At 67.4% G+C, this 19096-nt stretch carries 18 protein-coding genes; 11 read left to right on the top strand and 7 right to left on the bottom strand.

All coding sequences use genetic code 11. The annotated features are described in order from the left end of the window. Nucleotides 1-34 precede the first annotated feature (34 nt). Both IRT45_RS26940 and IRT45_RS26935 read left to right on the top strand, forming a co-directional pair. Nucleotides 35-1585: an HD domain-containing phosphohydrolase gene (locus IRT45_RS26940; RefSeq protein WP_194808661.1), complete on the top strand. Its 1551-nt coding sequence runs from the start codon at nucleotides 35-37 to the stop codon at nucleotides 1583-1585. A gap of 80 nt (nucleotides 1586-1665) precedes the next feature. Beyond that, the gene (locus IRT45_RS26935; protein ID WP_194808660.1) at nucleotides 1666-2082 is read left to right on the top strand and encodes a nuclear transport factor 2 family protein; all 417 of its coding nucleotides are present in this window, start codon (nucleotides 1666-1668) and stop codon (nucleotides 2080-2082) included. On the opposite strand, the gene ftsX is transcribed toward IRT45_RS26935, so the two are convergent. From ftsX to IRT45_RS26905, 6 genes are all read right to left on the bottom strand, one after another. Continuing rightward, nucleotides 2067-2972, bottom strand: a complete 906-nt coding sequence (gene ftsX / locus IRT45_RS26930) for a permease-like cell division protein FtsX (RefSeq protein ID WP_036504252.1) — start codon at nucleotides 2970-2972, stop codon at nucleotides 2067-2069. The genes IRT45_RS26935 and ftsX overlap by 16 nt on opposite strands. Next, the gene (gene ftsE, locus IRT45_RS26925) at nucleotides 2972-3661 is read right to left on the bottom strand and encodes a cell division ATP-binding protein FtsE (protein WP_039780105.1); all 690 of its coding nucleotides are present in this window, start codon (nucleotides 3659-3661) and stop codon (nucleotides 2972-2974) included. The genes ftsX and ftsE overlap by 1 nt, the downstream gene beginning before the upstream one ends. 74 nt (nucleotides 3662-3735) lie before the next feature. Then, nucleotides 3736-3891, bottom strand: a complete 156-nt coding sequence (locus tag IRT45_RS26920) for a hypothetical protein (protein WP_157104419.1) — start codon at nucleotides 3889-3891, stop codon at nucleotides 3736-3738. Continuing rightward, nucleotides 3878-4735 carry a mechanosensitive ion channel family protein gene (locus IRT45_RS26915; protein WP_194808659.1) on the bottom strand — a complete coding sequence of 286 codons (858 nt, stop codon included), beginning with the start codon at nucleotides 4733-4735 and terminating at the stop codon, nucleotides 3878-3880. The genes IRT45_RS26920 and IRT45_RS26915 overlap by 14 nt, the downstream gene beginning before the upstream one ends. Before the next feature lie 127 nt (nucleotides 4736-4862). Continuing rightward, nucleotides 4863-5975: a peptide chain release factor 2 gene (prfB, locus tag IRT45_RS26910; RefSeq protein WP_194808658.1), complete on the bottom strand. Its 1113-nt coding sequence runs from the start codon at nucleotides 5973-5975 to the stop codon at nucleotides 4863-4865. 63 nt (nucleotides 5976-6038) lie between these two features. Next, the gene (locus IRT45_RS26905; RefSeq protein WP_194808657.1) at nucleotides 6039-6896 is read right to left on the bottom strand and encodes a helix-turn-helix domain-containing protein; all 858 of its coding nucleotides are present in this window, start codon (nucleotides 6894-6896) and stop codon (nucleotides 6039-6041) included. 132 nt (nucleotides 6897-7028) lie between these two features. Between IRT45_RS26905 and IRT45_RS26900 the strand changes: the two genes are divergently transcribed. The 5 genes from IRT45_RS26900 to IRT45_RS26880 all read left to right on the top strand — a co-directional run bounded on the left by IRT45_RS26900 (nucleotide 7029) and on the right by IRT45_RS26880 (nucleotide 12577). Then, a complete protein-coding gene (locus IRT45_RS26900) occupies nucleotides 7029-7616 on the top strand; it encodes an NADPH-dependent FMN reductase (protein ID WP_194808656.1) in 588 nt (195 codons plus the stop codon). 284 nt (nucleotides 7617-7900) lie between these two features. Continuing rightward, nucleotides 7901-8707 carry an SDR family oxidoreductase gene (locus IRT45_RS26895; protein WP_194808655.1) on the top strand — a complete coding sequence of 269 codons (807 nt, stop codon included), beginning with the start codon at nucleotides 7901-7903 and terminating at the stop codon, nucleotides 8705-8707. Between the two features lie 56 nt (nucleotides 8708-8763). Next, nucleotides 8764-9549: a histidinol-phosphatase gene (hisN, locus tag IRT45_RS26890; protein WP_309241167.1), complete on the top strand. Its 786-nt coding sequence runs from the start codon at nucleotides 8764-8766 to the stop codon at nucleotides 9547-9549. 357 nt (nucleotides 9550-9906) lie between these two features. Further along, nucleotides 9907-11292 carry an acyl-CoA dehydrogenase family protein gene (locus IRT45_RS26885; protein ID WP_194808653.1) on the top strand — a complete coding sequence of 462 codons (1386 nt, stop codon included), beginning with the start codon at nucleotides 9907-9909 and terminating at the stop codon, nucleotides 11290-11292. Between the two features lie 46 nt (nucleotides 11293-11338). Continuing rightward, entirely contained in the window at nucleotides 11339-12577 is a 1239-nt protein-coding gene (locus IRT45_RS26880) for an acyl-CoA dehydrogenase family protein (protein ID WP_194808652.1), read from the top strand. Between the two features lie 716 nt (nucleotides 12578-13293). Here IRT45_RS26880 and IRT45_RS26875 read toward each other — a convergent pair. Next, a complete protein-coding gene (locus tag IRT45_RS26875) occupies nucleotides 13294-13794 on the bottom strand; it encodes a DUF6998 domain-containing protein (protein WP_194808651.1) in 501 nt (166 codons plus the stop codon). 116 nt (nucleotides 13795-13910) lie between these two features. Here IRT45_RS26875 and IRT45_RS26870 point away from each other — a divergent pair, with 116 nt between their 5' ends. The 4 genes from IRT45_RS26870 to IRT45_RS26855 all read left to right on the top strand — a co-directional run. Beyond that, nucleotides 13911-15572, top strand: coding sequence for an acyl-CoA synthetase (locus IRT45_RS26870; RefSeq protein ID WP_375540162.1), 1662 nt, complete (start codon nucleotides 13911-13913; stop codon nucleotides 15570-15572). A gap of 144 nt (nucleotides 15573-15716) precedes the next feature. Next, nucleotides 15717-17375 carry an acyl-CoA synthetase gene (locus IRT45_RS26865; protein WP_194808650.1) on the top strand — a complete coding sequence of 553 codons (1659 nt, stop codon included), beginning with the start codon at nucleotides 15717-15719 and terminating at the stop codon, nucleotides 17373-17375. 127 nt (nucleotides 17376-17502) lie between these two features. Further along, the gene (locus IRT45_RS26860) at nucleotides 17503-18081 is read left to right on the top strand and encodes a hypothetical protein (protein WP_309241166.1); all 579 of its coding nucleotides are present in this window, start codon (nucleotides 17503-17505) and stop codon (nucleotides 18079-18081) included. Nucleotides 18082-18472: 391 nt separating this feature from the next. Beyond that, nucleotides 18473-19096 (top strand): PepSY-associated TM helix domain-containing protein (locus IRT45_RS26855; protein ID WP_375540161.1); only part of this gene is annotated, 624 nt, incomplete at its 3' end.

Genomic DNA, 19096 nt, shown 5'->3' with positions numbered 1-19096 from the left:
GAAGCGGAGGCCAAAAGTACAGCACAATTACTCTATGGACACACCGCCGGTCGGGTTGCGGCTGGCCGAGTTGGTCGCCTCGCTGTCGCTGGCCACGGATCTCGGTCTGGGGCAGCCGGAGGAGCATGTGCTGCGGCAGACGGTGATCGCCACGCGGCTGGCGAAGGCCGCCGGGTTCTCCGGTGCGGAGCAGGCGGCCGCGTTCTATGTGTCGCTGCTCGCGTGGGTGGGGTGTGTCGCGGATTCGCACGAGATGGCGCACTGGTTCGGTGACGATCGGGTGATCCGGGCGGACAGCTATCGGGTCGACAAGGCCGGGCTGCCGATGATGGGGTTTCTGCTCGGCCATATCGGGCCGGGGTTGTCGCCGATGCGACGGATGGCGCTGACCGGCGCCTTTCTGACCAGCGGGTTCCGGGACGCGATGCATTCCTTCGTGACCCACTGTCAGACGACGGCCGATATCGCGGATCGGTTGCGGTTGCAGGACGAGGTCTGCGCCGCGCTGCCACAGGCGTTCGAGCGTTGGGACGGCAAAGGCGTGCCGGACGGGATCGCGGGTGCGCGGATCACGAGGGTGATGCGGGTGGTGCAGATCGCCGACGACGCCGAGGTCTACTGCCGGTTCGCCGGCCCCGCCGCGGCCGTCGAGATGCTGCGTTCGCGCAGCGGCACCGAATTCGATCCGGAGCTGGTGGCGCTGTGCGAGCAACGGCCCGAGGTGCTCGACGACGTCGACGCCGTCGATGCCTGGAGTGCCGTCATCGACGGTTGCGCCGCACTGGATCGCTGGGTGCCCGACGCGGAGTTGACCGAGGTGCTGGAAATTTTCGCCGACTACGCCGACCTGAAGTCGCCGTGGTTCCTGGGCCACACCCGCGCGACCGCCGCACTGGCCGGCGCCGCCGCGCTGCGCTGCGGGATGGCCGGCGAGGAGGCGGCGGAGGTGACGCGAGCGGCACTGGTGTCCAGACTCGGCGTCACCGGCGTCTCCACCGGCATCTGGAACAAGACGACCGCGCTGTCACCGGCGGAATTCGAACGGGTCCGGATGGTTCCCTATCTCACCGAGCGCGTGTTGTCGCGGTGTGCGCGGCTGCGCCGGCTCGGCACGGTGGCGGGTCTGTGTCATGAACGGATGGACGGTTCCGGCTATCCGCGCGGCGTATCGGGTGCGGCGATTCCGCCGTCGGCGCGGTTGATCGCGGCCGCCGACACATTTCAGGCGCTCGGCGAGGACCGGCCCCATCGCGCGGCGATGGCCCTCGATCAGCGCTGCGCGATCCTGCGAGACGAGGTCGCCGCGGGTCGGCTCGACTCCGACGCGGTGCGCGGTGTTCTGGAAGCCGCCGGACAGCGGGCGCCGCGCCGCGTCCAGCAGGTCGCCGGCCTGACCGCGCGGGAGATCGAGGTGCTTCAACTGCTGGTGCGAGGACGGTCGAACAAACAGATCGCGGCGCAGTTGTCCATCACACCGCGCACGGCGGGCACCCACATCGAGCACATCTACACGAAGATCGGCGTCACCACCCGGGGCGCCGCGGCGATGTTCGCCATGCGCCACGGCCTGGTGGGCGCGGACTGAGCGCCGATCGCCGCGCACCCGTCTCGCAAGATCGGTCGTTCGCCCGATGTGCGGACAGCCCCGCGGTCGTACAAAAAGATATGACCACGATCACCCCCACCCTCACCCTCACCACGGATCGGCCGGTAGCGGGCCGCTTCCTCGACGCACTGACCGCCCGCGACTTCACCGCACTGTCGCGCTGCCTCGCTCCGGACGTCCGCATGCGCGGGCTGATTCCGCCGGGCCCCTTCGACACCGACACCGCCGACGCGGCGGTGAGCCGGTTCCGGCACTGGTTCGGCGGCCCGGACGCGTTCGAGGTGCTCAGCTGCGAGACCGGCCGGGTCGGCGACAAGGTGTATCTGCGGTATCTGGTCCGCATGTGGCCGGTCGACACCGACGCGCCCGCACGGATCGCGGAACAACACATCTTCGCCGTCGCGGGCGACCGCATCGAAGCCATCGACCTGCTCTGCTCCGGCTGGAACCCGGAACGACCCTATTCGCGCACGTAGTAGCGCAGCGTGCCGTAGGCCGTCAGCGCGGCGAACACGATGCCCACCGGCACCACGGTCAGCGCCACCACCGCGATGTCGTCGCCGGTGATGCGCGGGAAGACCTTCGAGGCGAACAGATCGCCGAGGGCCCGGTCGATGACCAGCGGTCGCGCGACCATCAGTCCGATCACCGCCAGCACCGACCCGGCCAGCGCCGCGACCACCGCCTCGAGCAGGAACGGCAGCTGGGTGTACCAGCGCGTCGCACCGACCAGGCGCATGATGCCGACTTCCTCCCGGCGGGTGAACGCCGCGATCTGCACCATATTCGCGATCAGCAGCAGGGCGGCCAGGGCCTGCAGCACGGCCAGGCCGAAGGCCGCGTTGCGCAGGCCGTCGAACAGGCTCACCAGCCGGTCGACGATGTCCTTGTCGTTGCGCACGAATCCGACGCCGGGCTTGCCCTGGAAGTCCTTGAAGATGCGCGGGTACTGGGCGGCGTCGGTCATCTTGACGCGTAGCGAGGCCGGCAGCGGCGACTCGCTGACGTATTTGGCCAGCTCGGGCTGGTCCTTGAAGGTCTTCTCCTTCGCCTCCCGGACCGCCTCCTCGCGATTGAGGTACTGCACCGATTCCACGCCGGGCTCGGATTTGAGCGACGACATCAGCGCCTTGCACGGATCCTGCGAGCAGTCCGGATCGTTGGCCGAGACGTCTTCGGTCAGGTACAGCCGCACCTCGAGCCGGTCCAGGAAGTACTGCTCGGTCTTGTCGGCCATCCGGACGGCCAGCATGCCGCCGCCGAGCATGGTGAGCGAGACCGCGGTGGTGAGGATCATCGCGATGGTCATGGTGACGTTGCGGCGTAGGCCGTTGAAGACCTCACCGAACAGGAAGCTCGCGCGCATTACCGGCCCACCCCGTACACGCCGGTGGCCTCGTCGCGGACCAGGCGCCCGCGATCGAGTTCGACCACGCGCCGGCGCATGGCGTCGACGATGTGGTTGTCGTGGGTGGCCATCAGCACCGTGGTGCCCGTGCGGTTGATGCGTTCCAGCAACATCATGATGTCCTGACTGGTGTCGGGGTCCAGGTTGCCGGTGGGTTCGTCGGCGAGCAGCACCAGCGGCCGGTTGACGAACGCGCGTGCGATCGCGACCCGCTGCTGTTCACCGCCGGACAGCTCGGTCGGCAGGCGATCCGCCTTACCGGACAAACCCACCAGGTCCAGCGCCTCCGGCACCGCCCGATTGATGAATTTGCGATTCTTGCCGATCACCTCGAGCGCGAATGCCACGTTCTGTTCGACCGTCTTCTGCTGCAGCAACCGGAAATCCTGGAAGACGCAGCCGATGCGCTGGCGCAGCTTGGGCACCCGCCGTCCCGGCAACCGGTCGACCCGGAAATCGGCGACATGCACTTCGCCGGTGGTCGGCTTGACCTCTTTCAGCAACAGTTGCATGAACGTCGATTTACCCGACCCGGACGGTCCGATAATGAAGACGAACTCGCCCTTGTCGACCTCGACCGAAACATTGTCCAGCGCGGGTCTCGTCGAGGTTTTATAAGACTTGGTGACGTTCCGCAGGGTGATCACGAGGTGCCAGTGTAGCCAGCGAAGTCATGGCACACTTCGGCCCACTCCGCGGCATGCGACTTGTCACAGAGAGGTCAGCGGGCGGGCGCGGTCGTCAGCGCGGAACCGGAAACGGTATTCGCGATGTTGAAACCGGAATGATCCGGCGTGGCCGGTTTCACGAACAGATACAACACGAGCGTCGCGACCCAGACACTGAGCAGGATCGCGGTCGATTTACGCGGTTTCACTCAAACCCTCCCGACGCAGCGCCGCGGCGACACGCACGCGCAACTCACGTCCGACGTCGAATTGTTTACCCGGCAGTGTGCGAGCCACCATCCGGATGTTCATCTGATCGACGGTGAGATCTTCCAGACCCATCACCGTAGGTTCGTCCAGCAGTAGCGATTTCAAATGGCGATCCTGAAATGCCTTGGCGCCCACCTCGTGCAGGATCTCGTTGACCTTGGTGATGTCGGCGGTGGCGGGCACCGGCACATCGATCGCCGCACGGGCCCAATCCTTCGACAGATTGGTCACTTTCACGATCTGCCCGTTGGGCACCGTGATGACCTCCCCGTCGGGATTGCGCAGCGTGGTGATCCGCAGCGTGACGTCCTCCACGGTACCTTCGGCCGGCTCGGACTGCCCGGTGACCGCGATGCGCACCACATCGCCGAATCCGTACTGGCGCTCGGTGATCAGGAAGAATCCGGCGAGCAGGTCCTGCACGATGCGCTGGGCGCCGAAACCGAGCGCGGCACCGAGCACCGCCGCCGGCGCGACCAGTCCGCTGAGCTGGAAGCCCAAGCGCCGCAACACTTCCAGCGATACCAGGAAGTACACGATCACCAGCACCACCCAGGTGATGACCTGGGCCAGCGCGTGCCGATGTTTGGCGGCCTCGGTGCGCACCAGCGAATCGCTGCTCTGGAAGCCGGAGTCGATGCGGCGGGTGATCCGGTCGCGCACGAAGGTGGCGAAGCGGCTGAACAGCATCGCGCCCACGATCAGCAGCACGATCTCGAGGCCGCTGCCGCGCAGCCACGAGGTGAATTCCGCCCCGGTTCCGGCCGCGAGAGTCGTCGTCATCGGCGCATCCTTTCCGGTATCAACCGTGCACCGACACAAGCCGTTCTGCCGCCCGAACACACGCCAGACAGGTTACTACGACCGCCCACCGACCGATATGCCGTGATTGTGCCGTGATAGGCGGGGCTCACCCGTCCTGGCTCATCCGCCAGCGGATTCCCTCTTCGATGAAGCCGTCGATATCACCGTCGAGAACCGAGGACGGATTGTTCACCTCGAAGTTGGTGCGCAGGTCCTTGACCATCTGATACGGGTGCAGCACGTACGAGCGCATCTGATTACCCCAGGAGGCGCCCTCGGTGGTCTTGAGCGCATCCATCTCGGCGCGCTCCTCCTGGCGTTTGCGCTCGAGCAGTTTCGCCTGCAACACGCGCATGGCCGAGATCTTGTTCTGCAGCTGCGACTTCTCGTTCTGGCAGGTCACCACGATGCCGGTCGGGATATGGGTGATCCGCACCGCCGAGTCGGTGGTGTTGACGCTCTGACCACCCGGGCCCGACGAGCGATACACGTCGACGCGGATCTCCGATTCCGGGACCTCGATGTGGTCGGTGCCCTCCACCACCGGCAGCACCTCGACCTCGGCGAAGGAGGTCTGGCGCCGGCCCTGGTTGTCGAAGGGGCTGATCCGCACCAGGCGGTGGGTTCCCATCTCCACCGAGAGGGTGCCGTAGGCGTAGGGCACCTTCACCGCGAAGGTGGCGCTCTTGATGCCGGCCTCCTCGGCGTAGGAGGTGTCGTAGATCTCGACCGGGTACTTGTGGCGCTCGGCCCAGCGCACGTACATACGCATCAGCATCTGCGCCCAGTCGGCGGCGTCCACCCCGCCCGCGCCCGAACGGATGTTGACCAGCGCCTCGCGCTTGTCATATTCGCCCGAGAGCAGGGTGCGGACCTCCATCGCCTCGACGTCGGCGTGCAGCGCGGCGCGTTCGGCGTCGGCATCGGCCAGCGCGGACGTGCGGGCCTCGCCCTCTTCCTCTTCGGCGAGTTCGTAGAGCACCGGCAGATCGTCGAGCCGCTGCCGCAACTCGGTGACGCGACGCAGCTCACCCTGGGCGTGCGACAGCTCGCTGGTCACCTGCTGGGCGTGTTCCTGGTTGTTCCACAGCTCCGGGTCGGCGGCCTGATGTTCGAGTTCGTCGATGCGACGACGCAGCTCGTCGACATCGAGTACCGACTCGACAGTCTTCAACGTGGTGTCGAGTTCGGCGAGATCAGCGGAAACGTCAGGATGCACGGTTGTCCAATCTACCGCTCGCGCAGGTGGCGGTGAAATGCGGCGAGGCGCCGGCAGCGCGGCTCAGCCCGATACCGCGCGCAGTCCACCCGGGCGGCGGCCCAGCAGCGCGTCGAGGACCGCGGCGGTCGCGTCGTCGGCGGGCAGCTGGACCTGGATGTACTGGTCGTCGTCGGCGGACAGGTCCAGCCGTTCGTAGGCCAGCCGCAGCGGGCCGGCCTCGGGATGGTCCATCCGGCTGATGCCGCTGGTATCGGGCAGTCCGGCGATGTCGGCGACGCGACGGGTGAATTCCGCACCCGCCAGCAGCGTCAACTCATCGGCGAGCGCGGCGATGGTCGGATCCGAGCGGAAGGGACCGGCCTTCAGATTCGCCACCGCGAGGTCGGCACGACGATCCCACTCCGGGTACACGACGCGGGCCCGCGGATCGGTGAACAGCCAGCGTGGGTAGCCCGCGGGCAGGCCGTGGTCGAGCAAGCCGGTACCGCCGACCAGCGCACGGTAGCCATCGGTGCAGCTCAGGATCTCACCGAGCCGGTTGAAGACGGCCGCGGGCGCCGGGGCGAGACGGTCCAGAATCGCTTGCACCGCGGGCCGGACCAGGCGATTGGGCAGCGCGCCGCCGGTGCAGCTGAATCCCGGGTCGGCGGCCTTGACCAGCCGATGCAGCTGCACGCGTTCGCTCGGGCTCAACCGGAGGGCATCGGCCAGTGCGGACAGCACCCCCGTCGACGGATGCCGGTCGCGGCCCTGTTCCAACCGGATCAGATATTCGACGCTGACTCCGGCGAGTGTCGCGAGTTCGGCGCGGCGCAGGCCCGGAGTGCGGCGGCGTGGTCCGGCCGAGAGCCCGACCTCGGCGGGGCTGACCGCCTCCCGCCGCGTACGCAGGAAAAGCCCCAGCTCGTTATCGCTCACAGATCGACGCTAACAGCGCCGGGCGCGCCGAGGGTATCCCTCTCACTACCACCCTCACAGCGGGCTCCCTGGCCGCGCGCCCGGACGGCAGAGTCGACGACAGCGAACGACACTTTCCGAAGGAGATCCGAAATGTCCAGCAGCACACTGCGGCTCGCAGTTGTCATCGCCAGCGTCCGGGAGGGCCGCTTCGGGCCGGTGGTCGGTGAGTGGTTCGCCGAGCAGGCCCGGCGGCACGACGGCTTCGAGGTCGACCTGATCGATCTCGCCGACGCCGAGCTGCCCGTCGCACTGCCGGCCGTCTCACCGCGGATCGAACCGAATCCGCAGCGTCCGGCCGGAATGCTCGATCTCACCGCGCGTTTGGACGCCGCCGACGCAATGGTCGTCGTCACGCCGGATATCAACAACAGTTACCCGGCATCGATCAAAACCGCGATCGACTGGCACTACACGCAGTGGGACCGCAAGGCGATCGGCTTCGTGGGCTACAGCGGGGCGAGTGGCGGGCTGAGCGCCATCGCGCATCTGCGGCAGGTGTTCGCCGAGCTGAACGCGCACACGATCCGGGACTACGTGTCCTTCCCGCGGTACTACCAGCAGTTCGACGCCGAGGGAGGGTGGACCGCGCCGAGCGAGTCCGAGGCGGCGGCAGCGGGAATGCTCGACCAATTGCACTGGTGGGCGAATGCTTTGGCCGCGGCGCGGGTCGCGGCGTGAACAACGGCTGACGCGGGCTCGAAGCCCGCGAAGGGTGAACCAATCGTGCAAACCTCGACGGAAAAACGCGAAAACCGCCTGATGCGGCGCGGTTTGCACGATTAGTTCAGCGCCGATGGAACCCCTAATACCGACGAATCGGCGCCGCTGCCGTCCCGCGGGCCGGCCGCACGCAGTCCGGCAGGCCCGCTCAGCGGAACGGAACGCCACGCGACCGGAGTCGGCCACTAGCCTCGATTTCGAAGTCGGATTCGCGGTTTCATCCAGCCGAAACAGGAGGGTCGATGGGGACCATCGCCGTAACCGGGAGCGCGTCGGGGATCGGGGCGGCCGTCGCCGCACACCTGGAGAAAGAAGGGCACCGGGTGATCGGTGTCGATCTGCGCGACACCGAAGTGACCGCCGACCTGGCCACGGCCGAGGGCCGGGCGCATGCGGTCGCCGAGGTTACCCGGATCAGCGAAGGCCGGCTGGACGGATTCCTGCCCTTCGCCGGGGTCGCGGCCGCGACGGGGCGTCCCGGTGGGCTCGTGGTGTCGGTGAACTATTTCGGCGCGATCGCGCTGCTGGAGGGGCTGCGGCCGCTGCTGCGCGAATCCGGCAGCGCGTCGGTGGTACTGGTGTCGTCGAATTCCACGACGACACAACCGCTCTGGCCGGTGGAGCTGGCCGACGCCTGCCTGGCCGGCGATGAGGAAGGGGCCCGCGGCATCGCCGAATCGTTCGGCGACCTGGGCGCGATCCAGGCCTATCCGGCGACGAAAGCGGCCCTGGCCTGGTACGCCCGTACCAAATCGGCGGAATACATCGCCGACGGCATCCGACTCAACGCCATCGCGCCCGGCATCATCGACACCCCGATGACCCAGGAGGGCAGCAAGGACGCGCTCACCGGCGAGGGGATGAAACAGTTCCTCGCCATGACCCCGATCGGGCGGCCGGGACGCCCGGAGGAGATCGCCGACCTCGCGGCCTTCCTGCTGTCGGACAAGGCCGGCTTCTTCGTCGGCTCGGTGATCTTCTGCGACGGCGGTATCGATGCGGCCTTCCGCGGGAAGGATTGGCCCGCGGTCTGGAATCCGCAGCAGTAAGTGGGCCGCCGCGAGGCCGAATGGCTCCGATCGGATGCGCCGATTACGGTTGCCGTGTGAGCGATCATGCCGGCGATCTCGAACTTGCCCTGCTGTTGGCCGATGCGGCCGATGCGATCACCCGTGATCGTTTCGGCGCCCTCGACCTGAAGGTGAACAGCAAACCGGATCTGACTCCCGTCTCGGATGCGGATCTGGCGGTGGAGCGGGCGCTGCGCGAAATCCTCATCGAGCGCCGCCCGCACGATGCCGTGCTGGGTGAGGAGTTCGGCGGTGAGGCCGAATTCATCGGACGGCAGTGGGTGATCGACCCGATCGACGGCACCAAGAACTTCGTGCGCGGAGTTCCGGTGTGGGCCAGCCTGATCGCGCTGCTGCAGGACGGCGTTCCGGTCGTCGGCGTCGTCAGCGCGCCCGCGTTGAGCCGACGCTGGTGGGCCGCAACGGGTTCCGGCGCGTGGACCCGCTTCGAGGCCGGGGAACCGAAGCCGCTCACGGTGTCCGAGGTCGGCGGCCTGAATTCGGCCAGTCTCGCGATCTCCAGCCTGTCCGGCTGGCGGGACCTGGGCCTGCGTGACCAGTTGATCGAACTGACCGATCAGGTGTGGCGCACCCGCGGCTACGGCGACTTCTTCGGCTACTGCCTGCTCGCCGAGGGCGCGGTCGATATCGCCACCGAGCCGGAGGTCTCGCTGTGGGATCTGGCGCCCCTCGATGTGCTGGTGCGCGAGGCCGGCGGCCGCTTCACCGCCCTGGACGGAACCCCCGGACCGCATCACGGTAGCGCGGTCGCCACCAACGGGTTGCTGCACGACTCGGTACTCGCCGCGCTGCGTCCCTGAGGACGGCCGCCCGGCACCCGTGCCACGTCGGCACGGTCCGCCCGCCTTTCTCGAACAACTCCTGGAATCCAACAGCCCACCGAACCGAACGCCGCATTGCGCCGAAGCTCCGGCCGATGCGGCGTTCGCCGTTCGACCGTGTGCGCGTTCGCCTCCTCCTCACCTGGGTACTCGGTGGCCGTCCTGGTCAATTGCCCTGCTTGTGCGGGGCGGTTGCCGAGGCGGCGATGGGATCGAGATCACGGCGATATCCGCAGCCTCTCGACTGCGTTCTTACTCTGGAGTAAGATAGACTTACTCGAAAGTAAGATCCTGGGACCGATCACCCGAAACCCACACCCGAGAAGACTGGTGACTATGAGCACTCGAGACACCGCAACGAAGCGACGTCCGGATTCCGCTGTCGGCCTCAACCCGGTCAAGCGCGACTGGATGGGCGCGGCCATGCGGGTCATGACGACCATTACCGGTTCCGAACTGGCCGAGAAGTACAACCTGCGCAAGCCCATCGAACGGCTGACCTACGAGGGCACCAAGACCGGCTTCCGTACGCTCGGCGCCGCGACCCGCGCATTCGGCAAGGTATCCGGTGGTGGTAAGCCGAAGCGCTTGCCCGCCAACGAGTCCCGCAGCAAGGACTACTTCGACCTCACCCCGACCGACGAACAGCAGATGATCGTCGAGACGGTGCGCGAGTTCGCCGCGGAGATCCTGCGCCCGGCGGCCTACGAGGCCGACGGCGCGGCCCAGGCGCCCAAGGATCTGCTCGAGCGCGCCGCCGAACTGGGCATCACGCTGATCAACGTGCCCGAGGAACTCGAGGGTGCGGCCACCGAGCGTGGCGCCGTCACCAACTCGCTGGTCGCCGAGGCGCTGGCGCACGGAGATATGGGCCTGACCCTGCCGATCCTGGCCCCGTCGGGTGTGGCCGTCGCGCTGTCGCAGTGGGGTTCGGACGCACAGCAGCAGACCTACCTGGGCGCCTTCACGGGTGAGAACGTGCCGCAGGCCTCGGTCGTGATCAGCGAGCCGAGGGCACTGTTCGATCCGTTCGCGCTGCAGACCAAGGCCACCCGCTCCCCCAGCGGCTACCGGATCAACGGCGTCAAGAGCCTGGTTCCGGCGGCGGCCGACGCCGAGCTGTTCCTCGTCGGCGCCGAAATCGACGGCCGCCCCGCACTTTTCATCATCGAATCGGATACGCCGGGTGTGGTGATCGAGGCCGATCCGAGCATGGGCCTGCGCGCCGCCGGCCTGGGCCGGCTGATCCTGGACAACGTCGCGGTTCCGGCCGAGGCCATCCTGGGTGACGGCGACGCCGCCCAGCGCGCCGAGGAGTACGCCGATGCCGTGCGGCTGGCCCGCCTGGGCTGGGCATCGCTCGCGGTCGGCACCGGCCAGGCCGTGCTGGACTACGTCAAGCCGTACGTGAAGGAGCGCGAGGCGTTCGGTGAGCCGATCGCGAACCGGCAGGCGGTGGCGTTCATGGTCGCCAATATCGCCATCGAACTCGACGGCCTGCGGCTCGTGACTCTGCGGGGTGCGTCACGCGCGGAGCAGGGGCTGTCCTTCTCCCGGGAGGCGGCGCTGGCCCGCAAGTTCGCCACCGACAAGGGCATGCAGATCGGCCTGGACGGCGTGCAGCTGCTCGGCGGTCACGGCTACACCAAGGAACACCCGGTCGAGCGCTGGTACCGCGATCTGCGGGCGATCGGCGTCGCCGAAGGTGTGGTCCTGATCTGATCCGGGTCTCCTCGACCCCCTGAACCGTATTGATGGAGACATTCCGATGATCAATCTCGAACTCCCCAAGAAGCTGCGGGCCAGCGCCAACCAGGCCCACCAGGTCGCCGCCGAGATCTTCCGCCCCATCTCGCGCAAATACGACCTGGCCGAGCACGAGTACCCGGTGGAGCTCGACACCATGGCCGCCATGGTGGAGGGCCTGGCCGACTCCGGCACCCAGGACATCTCCGGCGCCACCGGCGGCCGCAAGGCCAAATCCGGTGCGGAGGCCGCCGACAGCCACTCCACCGAACTGCTCGGCAACAGCAACGGCGGCAACATGTCCGCACTGCTCAATGCGCTCGAAACCTGCTGGGGCGACGTCGGTTTGATGCTGTCGATCCCCTATCAGGGGCTCGGCAACGCGGCCATCGCCGCGGTCGCCACCGACGAACAGCTCGAGCGTTTCGGCAAGGTGTGGGCGGCGATGGCCATCACCGAACCGTCCTTCGGTTCGGACTCCGCGGCCGTGTCGACCACCGCGGTGCTCGACGGTGACGAGTGGGTTCTCAACGGCACCAAGATCTTCGTGACCGCCGGCTCCCGCGCCACCCACATCGTGGTGTGGGCCTCGGTCGACAAGTCCAAGGGCCGCGCGGCCATCAAGTCGTTCGTGGTGCCGCGAGATGCCAAGGGCCTCACCGTCGCTCGCCTCGAGCACAAGCTCGGCATCAAGGCCTCCGACACCGCCGAACTGCGCCTCGAGGACTGCCGCATTCCGGCCGACAACATCCTCGGCAGCCCGGAAGTCAACGTGGAGAAGGGTTTTGCCGGGGTCATGCAGACCTTCGACAACACCCGCCCGCTGGTGGCCGCGATGGCCATCGGCGTCGGCCGCGCCGCCCTCGAGGAACTGCGTACCATCCTCGAGGAGTCCGGCGTGGAGATCTCCTACGACATCCCCGCCAACAACCAGACCGCCGCCGCCGCGGAATTCCTTCGGATGGAATCGGATTGGGAAGCCGCCTACCTGCTCGCCCTGCGCGCGGCGTGGATGGCCGACAACAAGAAGCCCAACTCCCTCGAAGCCTCCATGTCCAAGGCCAAGGCCGGCCGCATGGGCACCGACGTCACCTTGAAGGCCGTCGAACTCGCCGGCGCGGTGGGCTACTCCCAGCGCACCCTGCTGGAGAAGTGGAGCCGCGACTCGAAGATCCTCGACATCTTCGAAGGCACCCAGCAGATTCAGCAGCTGATCGTGGCCCGGCGCGTGCTGGAACTGAGCAGTGCGCAGCTGAAGTAGTTGCGGGAGAACGGAAAACCGGTGAGGGTCCGCTTCGTGACTCGCACCGGTTCTTTCGTTCCCGGACACGCTGTTCCGAAGGAGAGCGCCCGCCTCAAAGGACTGACCGCCGGCAGTCGCTCGACCGGCGGTCAATGGCCTGTGACGAGCCGTCAGTGGACGCCAAGATCGATGCCGAACATCAGCTCGATCCACTTCACAGCCGCAGTGAATCCGACACCCAGGTCGAGTCCGAATGAACCCATTGTCCTCATCTCCTTCAAAATGGATTCTTTTTGCCCCCACTTGAATCATCGGAGTCTGCACCAGGCATCGTTACGCGCACATCCCGCATCTCTGCTGGTCAGAAGACCAATACCGAACGCCGGACAGCTCTACGATCCTCTGCCGATATGCGTGTCCATCGGCCACGTGACCCTGGTGGTGTCGGCCTGCATTGTCTTCCCGCGCCCCTCCAGCCTCGAGGGCACCACCCGTCACTACGTAATGGGCATCCGCCGACCCTTGACCCCGGAGCCTCTACGCGAGAAGGGCAGGCCATAACGGGCAGGCGGAGGCCGCACAGCTGAAGTAGGTCGCGGGACAACGAAAAGCCGGTGTGGGTTCACGACCCGCACCGGCTTTTCGTGCTTACGCTCAGGTCTTGATCGGCCGAATCGGCAGCGGAATTCGCGGTCTCGCCGGAACCGAATCGTCGTTCGTCGCGTGCTGCCGAATCACTCATCGGCGTCGATATTCCTGCGGCGGTGAGGTATTCGCTCTCCGGAGGGCACAGTGCCGTTCATTGTTCGCAACCGGTTCAGTGAAAGTCGTGCCTGGCCATTCGATCCAGGCCGTCCGATCGCGCCGGCAACTGTACGCAGCGGACCGTTGTAGACCACCTCGTGCGGCACAGCGGGGTCCCGCGAGAGGGCCAATACGATCAATGCCTCGGCGGCGGCGTGCGATGTCATCCGGATCGCGACCGCCGCCCGGCCGTACGTCCCTTTGATTTCGACCGCGCGACCGTCCCCGGCGACAGCGTCATGTCCGGCGGTCGATGGTGGCTGCAAAGTGATATCGAACAGAGCCTCGGCGATCGAGCCTACGAGGTGACCATCGGGTGTGAACTTCCGCCCGTTGTGCAGTACCTCGAGTTCCGCGACGATCTCGTGCAATCGGGTAACCAGCTCAGCGGTGCGAGCCGTGCGATCGCTGAAGTCGTCCGGTGCTGCCACGCGGGGATTGTAGGACCCACAATCGAGGCCAGCTGTTGACCGGAAGTGTGTACCACGTCACACTTGCGGCTGCTACCGTCCCCAGCACGCGGTCGGGTCGTGTGGAGGTGGTTGACGTGGGCGTCGATATCGGGTCGGTTCTGCACGGGGTTGCGCGCAAGGCGGTCGAGGTGACCGAGGCGGTGCGGGCGTTGAATGTGCTGCGGGAGCGCGGGTTCATCGATCCGCGCAATCTGGGTGAGACGGTGTTGTCGGCGAAGGAGGGGCGCCGGCTCGGGCCGCAGGCGACGATGGTGCGCCATGCCGCGCGGATGTGGCCGCAGCGGACGGCGCTGGTCGACGAGCACGGCAGTATGACGTTCCGCGAACTCGACGACAATTCCACGCGGCTGGCGCGCGGGTTGCAGTCGCTCGGTGTCGAAGCAGGAACAGTGATCGGCATTCTCGCGCGCGATCACCGCGGACTGCTGCTGGCGATGGCGGCGGCCGGGAAGGCCGGTGCGCGACTGGCGCTGATGAACACCGGCTTCGCGAAACCGCAGTTCGCGCAGGTCTGCGAACGCGAGCACGTGAAGGTGGTGCTGCACGACAGCGAATTCGTCGGCCTGCTCGACGCGCTGCCGCCGGAACTGCCGCGGGTGATCACCTGGGTCGACGACGGCGCCGAATTGCCCACGGGCGCAATAACGATCGAGGAACTGATCGCCGCCCACCCGCCGAACGAGCTGCCGCTGCCGGCCAAGCCGGGTGGCTTCGTGATCCTCACCAGCGGCACCACGGGCCTGCCGAAAGGCGCTCCCCGCGAGGCGGTTTCGCCGATCTCCTCGGCGCAGATCGCGGATCGGATCCCGTTCCCGCCGCAGGGCACGATGCTCATCGTCTCGCCGATCTTCCACAGCACCGGCCAGGCCACCTGGCTGGTCGCCACCGCTCTCGGCGCGACGACGGTGATGATGCGACGCTTCGACGCCGAGCGCACCCTGGCCCTGATCGCCGAACACGATGTCGACCTGCTGGTAGCGGTGCCGACGATGCTGCATCGCATGGTCGAACTCGATCCGGCGGTGCGCGAGCGTTACGACCTGTCCTCACTGAAATCCATCGTGTTGGCCGGTTCGGCGCTGTCTCCGGAGCTGTCGGTGCGTGCCGCCGAGGCGTTCGGCCCGGTGCTCTACAACCTGTACGGCTCCACCGAATGCGCGGTGGCGACGGTGGCCCAGCCGGCGGATCTGGCCATCGCTCCCGGTACCGCCGGCCGCGCGCCCATCACATGCGAAGTGGTGCTGTTCGACGGGAACGACAACCGCGTACACGGCGCGAATGTCAAGGGGCGCATCTTCATTCGCTCCGGCGCGCCGTTCGGCGGGTATACCGACGGACGGCACAAGCAGATCATCGACGGCTATATGTCCTCCGGCGACGTCGGCCACTTCGACGAACACGGACTGCTGTTCGTCGACGGCCGCGACGACGACATGATCGTCTCCGGCGGCGAGAACGTCTTCCCGCAGGAGGTCGAGAACCTGCTGCTGGAGCGGGCGGACATCTTCGACGCGGCGGTGGTCGGCGTGGACGACGTGGAATTCGGCAAGCGCCTGCGCGCTTTCGTCGTGCCCGAGCCGGGTGTCACCCTGGATCCCGACGAGATCAAGGCTTACGTCAAGGGCACCCTCGCCCGCTACAAAGTGCCGCGTGACGTGGTGTTCCTCGACGATTTGCCGCGTAACGCCACCGGCAAGCTGCTGCGCCGGGAATTGGTGGAATACCAGATCACCTAAGCGGTCACCCGACCAGTTGTACGGTACCGTCGGTTACAGAGACGCGAACCACATTCACGCACCCCTGCTTGCTAGGGTTAGCAGGCACTGGATCTCGATGTTGCGGTCCCGCCTGCCTGGCGGAATCCGCGGAAGGTTGTACCTATGTCAGCTGTCCTTCCGTCAGCAAGCACTGCCCTCCGAAAGGCCGGAGATCTGGCTCTGGGGGTCAACGTCATGCGCAAACGCGGGCTGTTCAGCCCGCTGCGACCGGACCATGCGGTCAGCTCGGCGCTCAACGTCACCAAATTCGGACCCTTCGCGGGCGTGATCATGCACGCCGCGAAGACCAATCCGAAGTCCGCGGCGCTGCTGGACGAGCGGGGCGAGCTGACCTTCGCCGAGGTCAACGAGCAGTCCAACCAGCTGGCGCGCGGCCTGGCGGCGCACGGGCTGCGCGAGGGTGATGTGGTGGCGCTGCTGGCGCGCGACCACCGCGGCATGGTGCTGAGCCTGGCCGCCACCGGCAAGCTCGGTGTGCGCGCGGTGTTGATGAACACCGGCTTCGCGAAGCCGCAGTTCGCCGACGTCGCCACGCGCGAGCAGGTGAAACTGGTGCTGCACGACAGCGAGTTCTTCGACCTGATGAGCGCCATCCCCGACGAGATCCCCCGCATCCTGACCTGGGTGGACGAGTCCGACAACGTCGATCCCGCGATCCCGACCGTGGATTCGCTGCGCGCGGGCCACTCCCCCGACGCGGTGGCCGCGCCGGCGAAGCCGGGCGGCATGGTCATCCTGACCTCCGGCACCACGGGCACCCCGAAGGGCGCGCCGCGCGACAAGGTGAGCCCGTTCATCTCCGCGCAGTTCCTGGACCGAATTCCGTTGCCGCGCAACGGTTCCATGGTCGTCGCGGCGCCGGTCTTCCACGCCACCGGACTGTCGCAGTTCACCCTCGGGCTCTCGCTGGGCAACCGGATGATCTTCCAGCAGCGGCGTTTCGAACCGGAGAAGACGCTCGCCAACATCGACAAGTACAAGGCGGAGTCGCTGGTGGTGGTGCCCACCATGTTGCAGCGCATGCTGGACCTGCCGCCCGAGACGCTCGCCAAGTACGACATGTCCTCGCTGCGGATGATCTTCGCCGCCGGCTCGGCGATTCCGCCGGACGTGGTGACGCGCAGCCTGGACTACTTCGGTGACGTGCTCTACAACGTGTACGGCTCCACCGAATGCGCGCTGATCACCGTCGCGAGCCCGGAGGATCTGCGCAAGTCGCCGAGCACCGCGGGCCGTCCGCCGCTCGGCATCCGGCTGGCGCTGTTCGACGAGAACCGCAAGCGCATCACCGAACCGAACGTCACCGGCACGATCTTCATCGAGAACGCGCACTCGTTCAAGGCCTACACCGACGGCCGCACCAAAGAGACCATCGACGGCATGATGTCCAGCGGCGACGTCGGGCACTTCGACGAGAACGGGCTGCTGTTCATCGACGGCCGCGACGACGACATGATCGTCTCCGGCGGCGAGAACGTCTTCCCGCAGGAGGTCGAGCACCTCATCGCCGACCGCGCCGACGTGCAGGAGGCCGCGGTCGTCGGCGTCGACGACAAGGAATTCGGCAAGCGCCTGCGCGCCTTCGTCGTTCCCGGTCCCGATTCCACCCGCGACGCTCAGGAGATCAAGGACTACGTCAAGGCGAACCTGGCGCGCTACAAGGTGCCGCGCGAGGTGATCTTCCTCGACGAGCTGCCCCGCAACGCCACCGGCAAGCTGCTGCGCAAGCCGCTGACGGAAATGGACGTCACCGCCGACTGAGTCGTCCGGCACGCATCGGCCCGGGAGTGCGACTCCCGGGCCGATGGCGTTTCCGCGGAGCTTCCACGCGGAATGAGTTCGACGTATCTGTGAATTGGCTTCGAAGCGGTCAGCTATCATTCAGCTCGTGTTTCCCCCGTCCGGCCGCGTATCGGCCCGCGCCCAGGTGTCGACGCGTACGCGTCGGGCCGCGGTGGCGCGGTTGCGGGGCGCGTCGGCCGGATCCGTGTCGGGAGCCCTGTCGATCGCCGCGCACGGTTGGGCGGCGGGCGGGATGCCGGTGCAGTCCAGCACGCTGATGCTGCTGGTGGCCGCCTCCACGGTGGTCGGCGCGCTCGTCGCGGGGCTGGCACCGCTGCGTACCACCGCCGTCGGACTGGTCACGGCGCTGTGGGGCGGCCAGCTGATCGGCCACCTCGTGATGTCGGCCGATATGGCGCAGATGCCCGATATGCCGCTGTGGACACCGGCCATGCTGGTTGCCCACCTGGTCGGCGCGGTCTGCGCCGCCGTCGTCATTCTCGGCGCCGAGGCCGCCTACCGGATCGGTACCGCGGTCGCGCGTGTCCTGCCGATCCCGGTGAGCCTCCCGGCGATCGACGAACCGATTCTTCCCCGCAGCGTCCACCGAGACCGGGTGATCCTGCGGATCTTCCCCACCGAAACCTTCCGCACCCGCGGACCGCCGCTCCCTGCGTACTGCTGAGACATCTCAACACCCACATTCGCGAATCATCCTCGCCGACACCGAGTTTCGGACGGTCGGTGCACCGTCTCGGGCGCTTGCCGCGCAGGTCCGGGCAGCAGATCGCCGGCGTCGGGCTCCGACGCCGCCTTCGATCCCCGGTCGGCCCGCGCTGATTCGGCGCCTCCGAACGGCGCCGGTGCGCGCAACGCGTCAGCGGCCGGCAGCGCACTGCCGATGGCCCGCGGCCCGCAGTACCGCCACAGTCCCAGTGCGGCGGAACTCCAGGACCACGCGCGGCCGATCCGGTGGCACCGCAGCTGATTCATCTCAGCCGGTGCGGTCGGCCGGACTCCGGCGAGGCGATGTCGCGCACAACAATGTGGGTGCCCTCGAAACAGGAGCACTACCAGTGAGCATCACCGATATTCCGGCCGCGGGCACCGAGCCGCCGCAGCCGGAGCAGTCGCCGCCCGACGCGGCGCACGAATCACCACCCGGCTCGGACCGGTCGCGACCCGCTCGGTCGGGCCCCTCGCGGGCCGTACAGGCGCTGGCCATGCGGCTGCACTTCTACGCCGGCCTCTTCGTCGCGCCGTTCATCCTGATCGCGGCGGTGACCGGGGCACTGTACGCGGTCGCGCCCAGCATCGAGTCGATCGTGAATCGCGACCTGCTGCACGTCGATTCGACGGGTCCGGCGCGGCCGCTGTCGGAGCAGATCGCGGCGGGTGTGGCCGCTGAACCGACGCTGAAGCTGGTCGCGGTCGACCCGGCCCAGCACGCGGGCGACACCACGCGCGTGATCTTCACCGATCCGAGCCTCGGGGAATCCGAGCGGCGCGCGGTCTTCGTCGACCCGGCGACCGCGACCTCCGTGGGCGACAGTGTCGTCTACGGCAGCACGGGTGCGCTGCCCCTGCGCACCTGGATCGATGTGCTGCACCGCAACCTGCATCTCGGCGATACCGGCCGGCTCTACAGCGAGATGGCCGCGTCGTGGATGTGGATCATCGCGCTCGCCGGTGTGGTGATG

Source organism: Nocardia sp. BSTN01, from assembly GCF_015354405.1.
Taxonomy (GTDB): Bacteria; Actinomycetota; Actinomycetes; order Mycobacteriales; family Mycobacteriaceae; genus Nocardia.
This window is presented reverse-complemented; position numbering and strand designations above follow the sequence as displayed.

What these genes read in the sequence shown, in the direction of transcription:
- IRT45_RS26940 (WP_194808661.1), top strand. Translation starts at nt 35, where the DNA reads ATGGACACACCGCCGGTCGGGTTGCGGCTGGCCGAGTTGGTCGCCTCG.
- IRT45_RS26935 (WP_194808660.1), top strand. Translation starts at nt 1,666, where the DNA reads ATGACCACGATCACCCCCACCCTCACCCTCACCACGGATCGGCCGGTA.
- ftsX (WP_036504252.1), bottom strand. Translation starts at nt 2,972, where the DNA reads ATGCGCGCGAGCTTCCTGTTCGGTGAGGTCTTCAACGGCCTACGCCGC.
- IRT45_RS26915 (WP_194808659.1), bottom strand. Translation starts at nt 4,735, where the DNA reads ATGACGACGACTCTCGCGGCCGGAACCGGGGCGGAATTCACCTCGTGG.
- IRT45_RS26900 (WP_194808656.1), top strand. Translation starts at nt 7,029, where the DNA reads ATGTCCAGCAGCACACTGCGGCTCGCAGTTGTCATCGCCAGCGTCCGG.
- IRT45_RS26895 (WP_194808655.1), top strand. Translation starts at nt 7,901, where the DNA reads ATGGGGACCATCGCCGTAACCGGGAGCGCGTCGGGGATCGGGGCGGCC.
- IRT45_RS26885 (WP_194808653.1), top strand. Translation starts at nt 9,907, where the DNA reads ATGAGCACTCGAGACACCGCAACGAAGCGACGTCCGGATTCCGCTGTC.
- IRT45_RS26880 (WP_194808652.1), top strand. Translation starts at nt 11,339, where the DNA reads ATGATCAATCTCGAACTCCCCAAGAAGCTGCGGGCCAGCGCCAACCAG.
- IRT45_RS26865 (WP_194808650.1), top strand. Translation starts at nt 15,717, where the DNA reads ATGTCAGCTGTCCTTCCGTCAGCAAGCACTGCCCTCCGAAAGGCCGGA.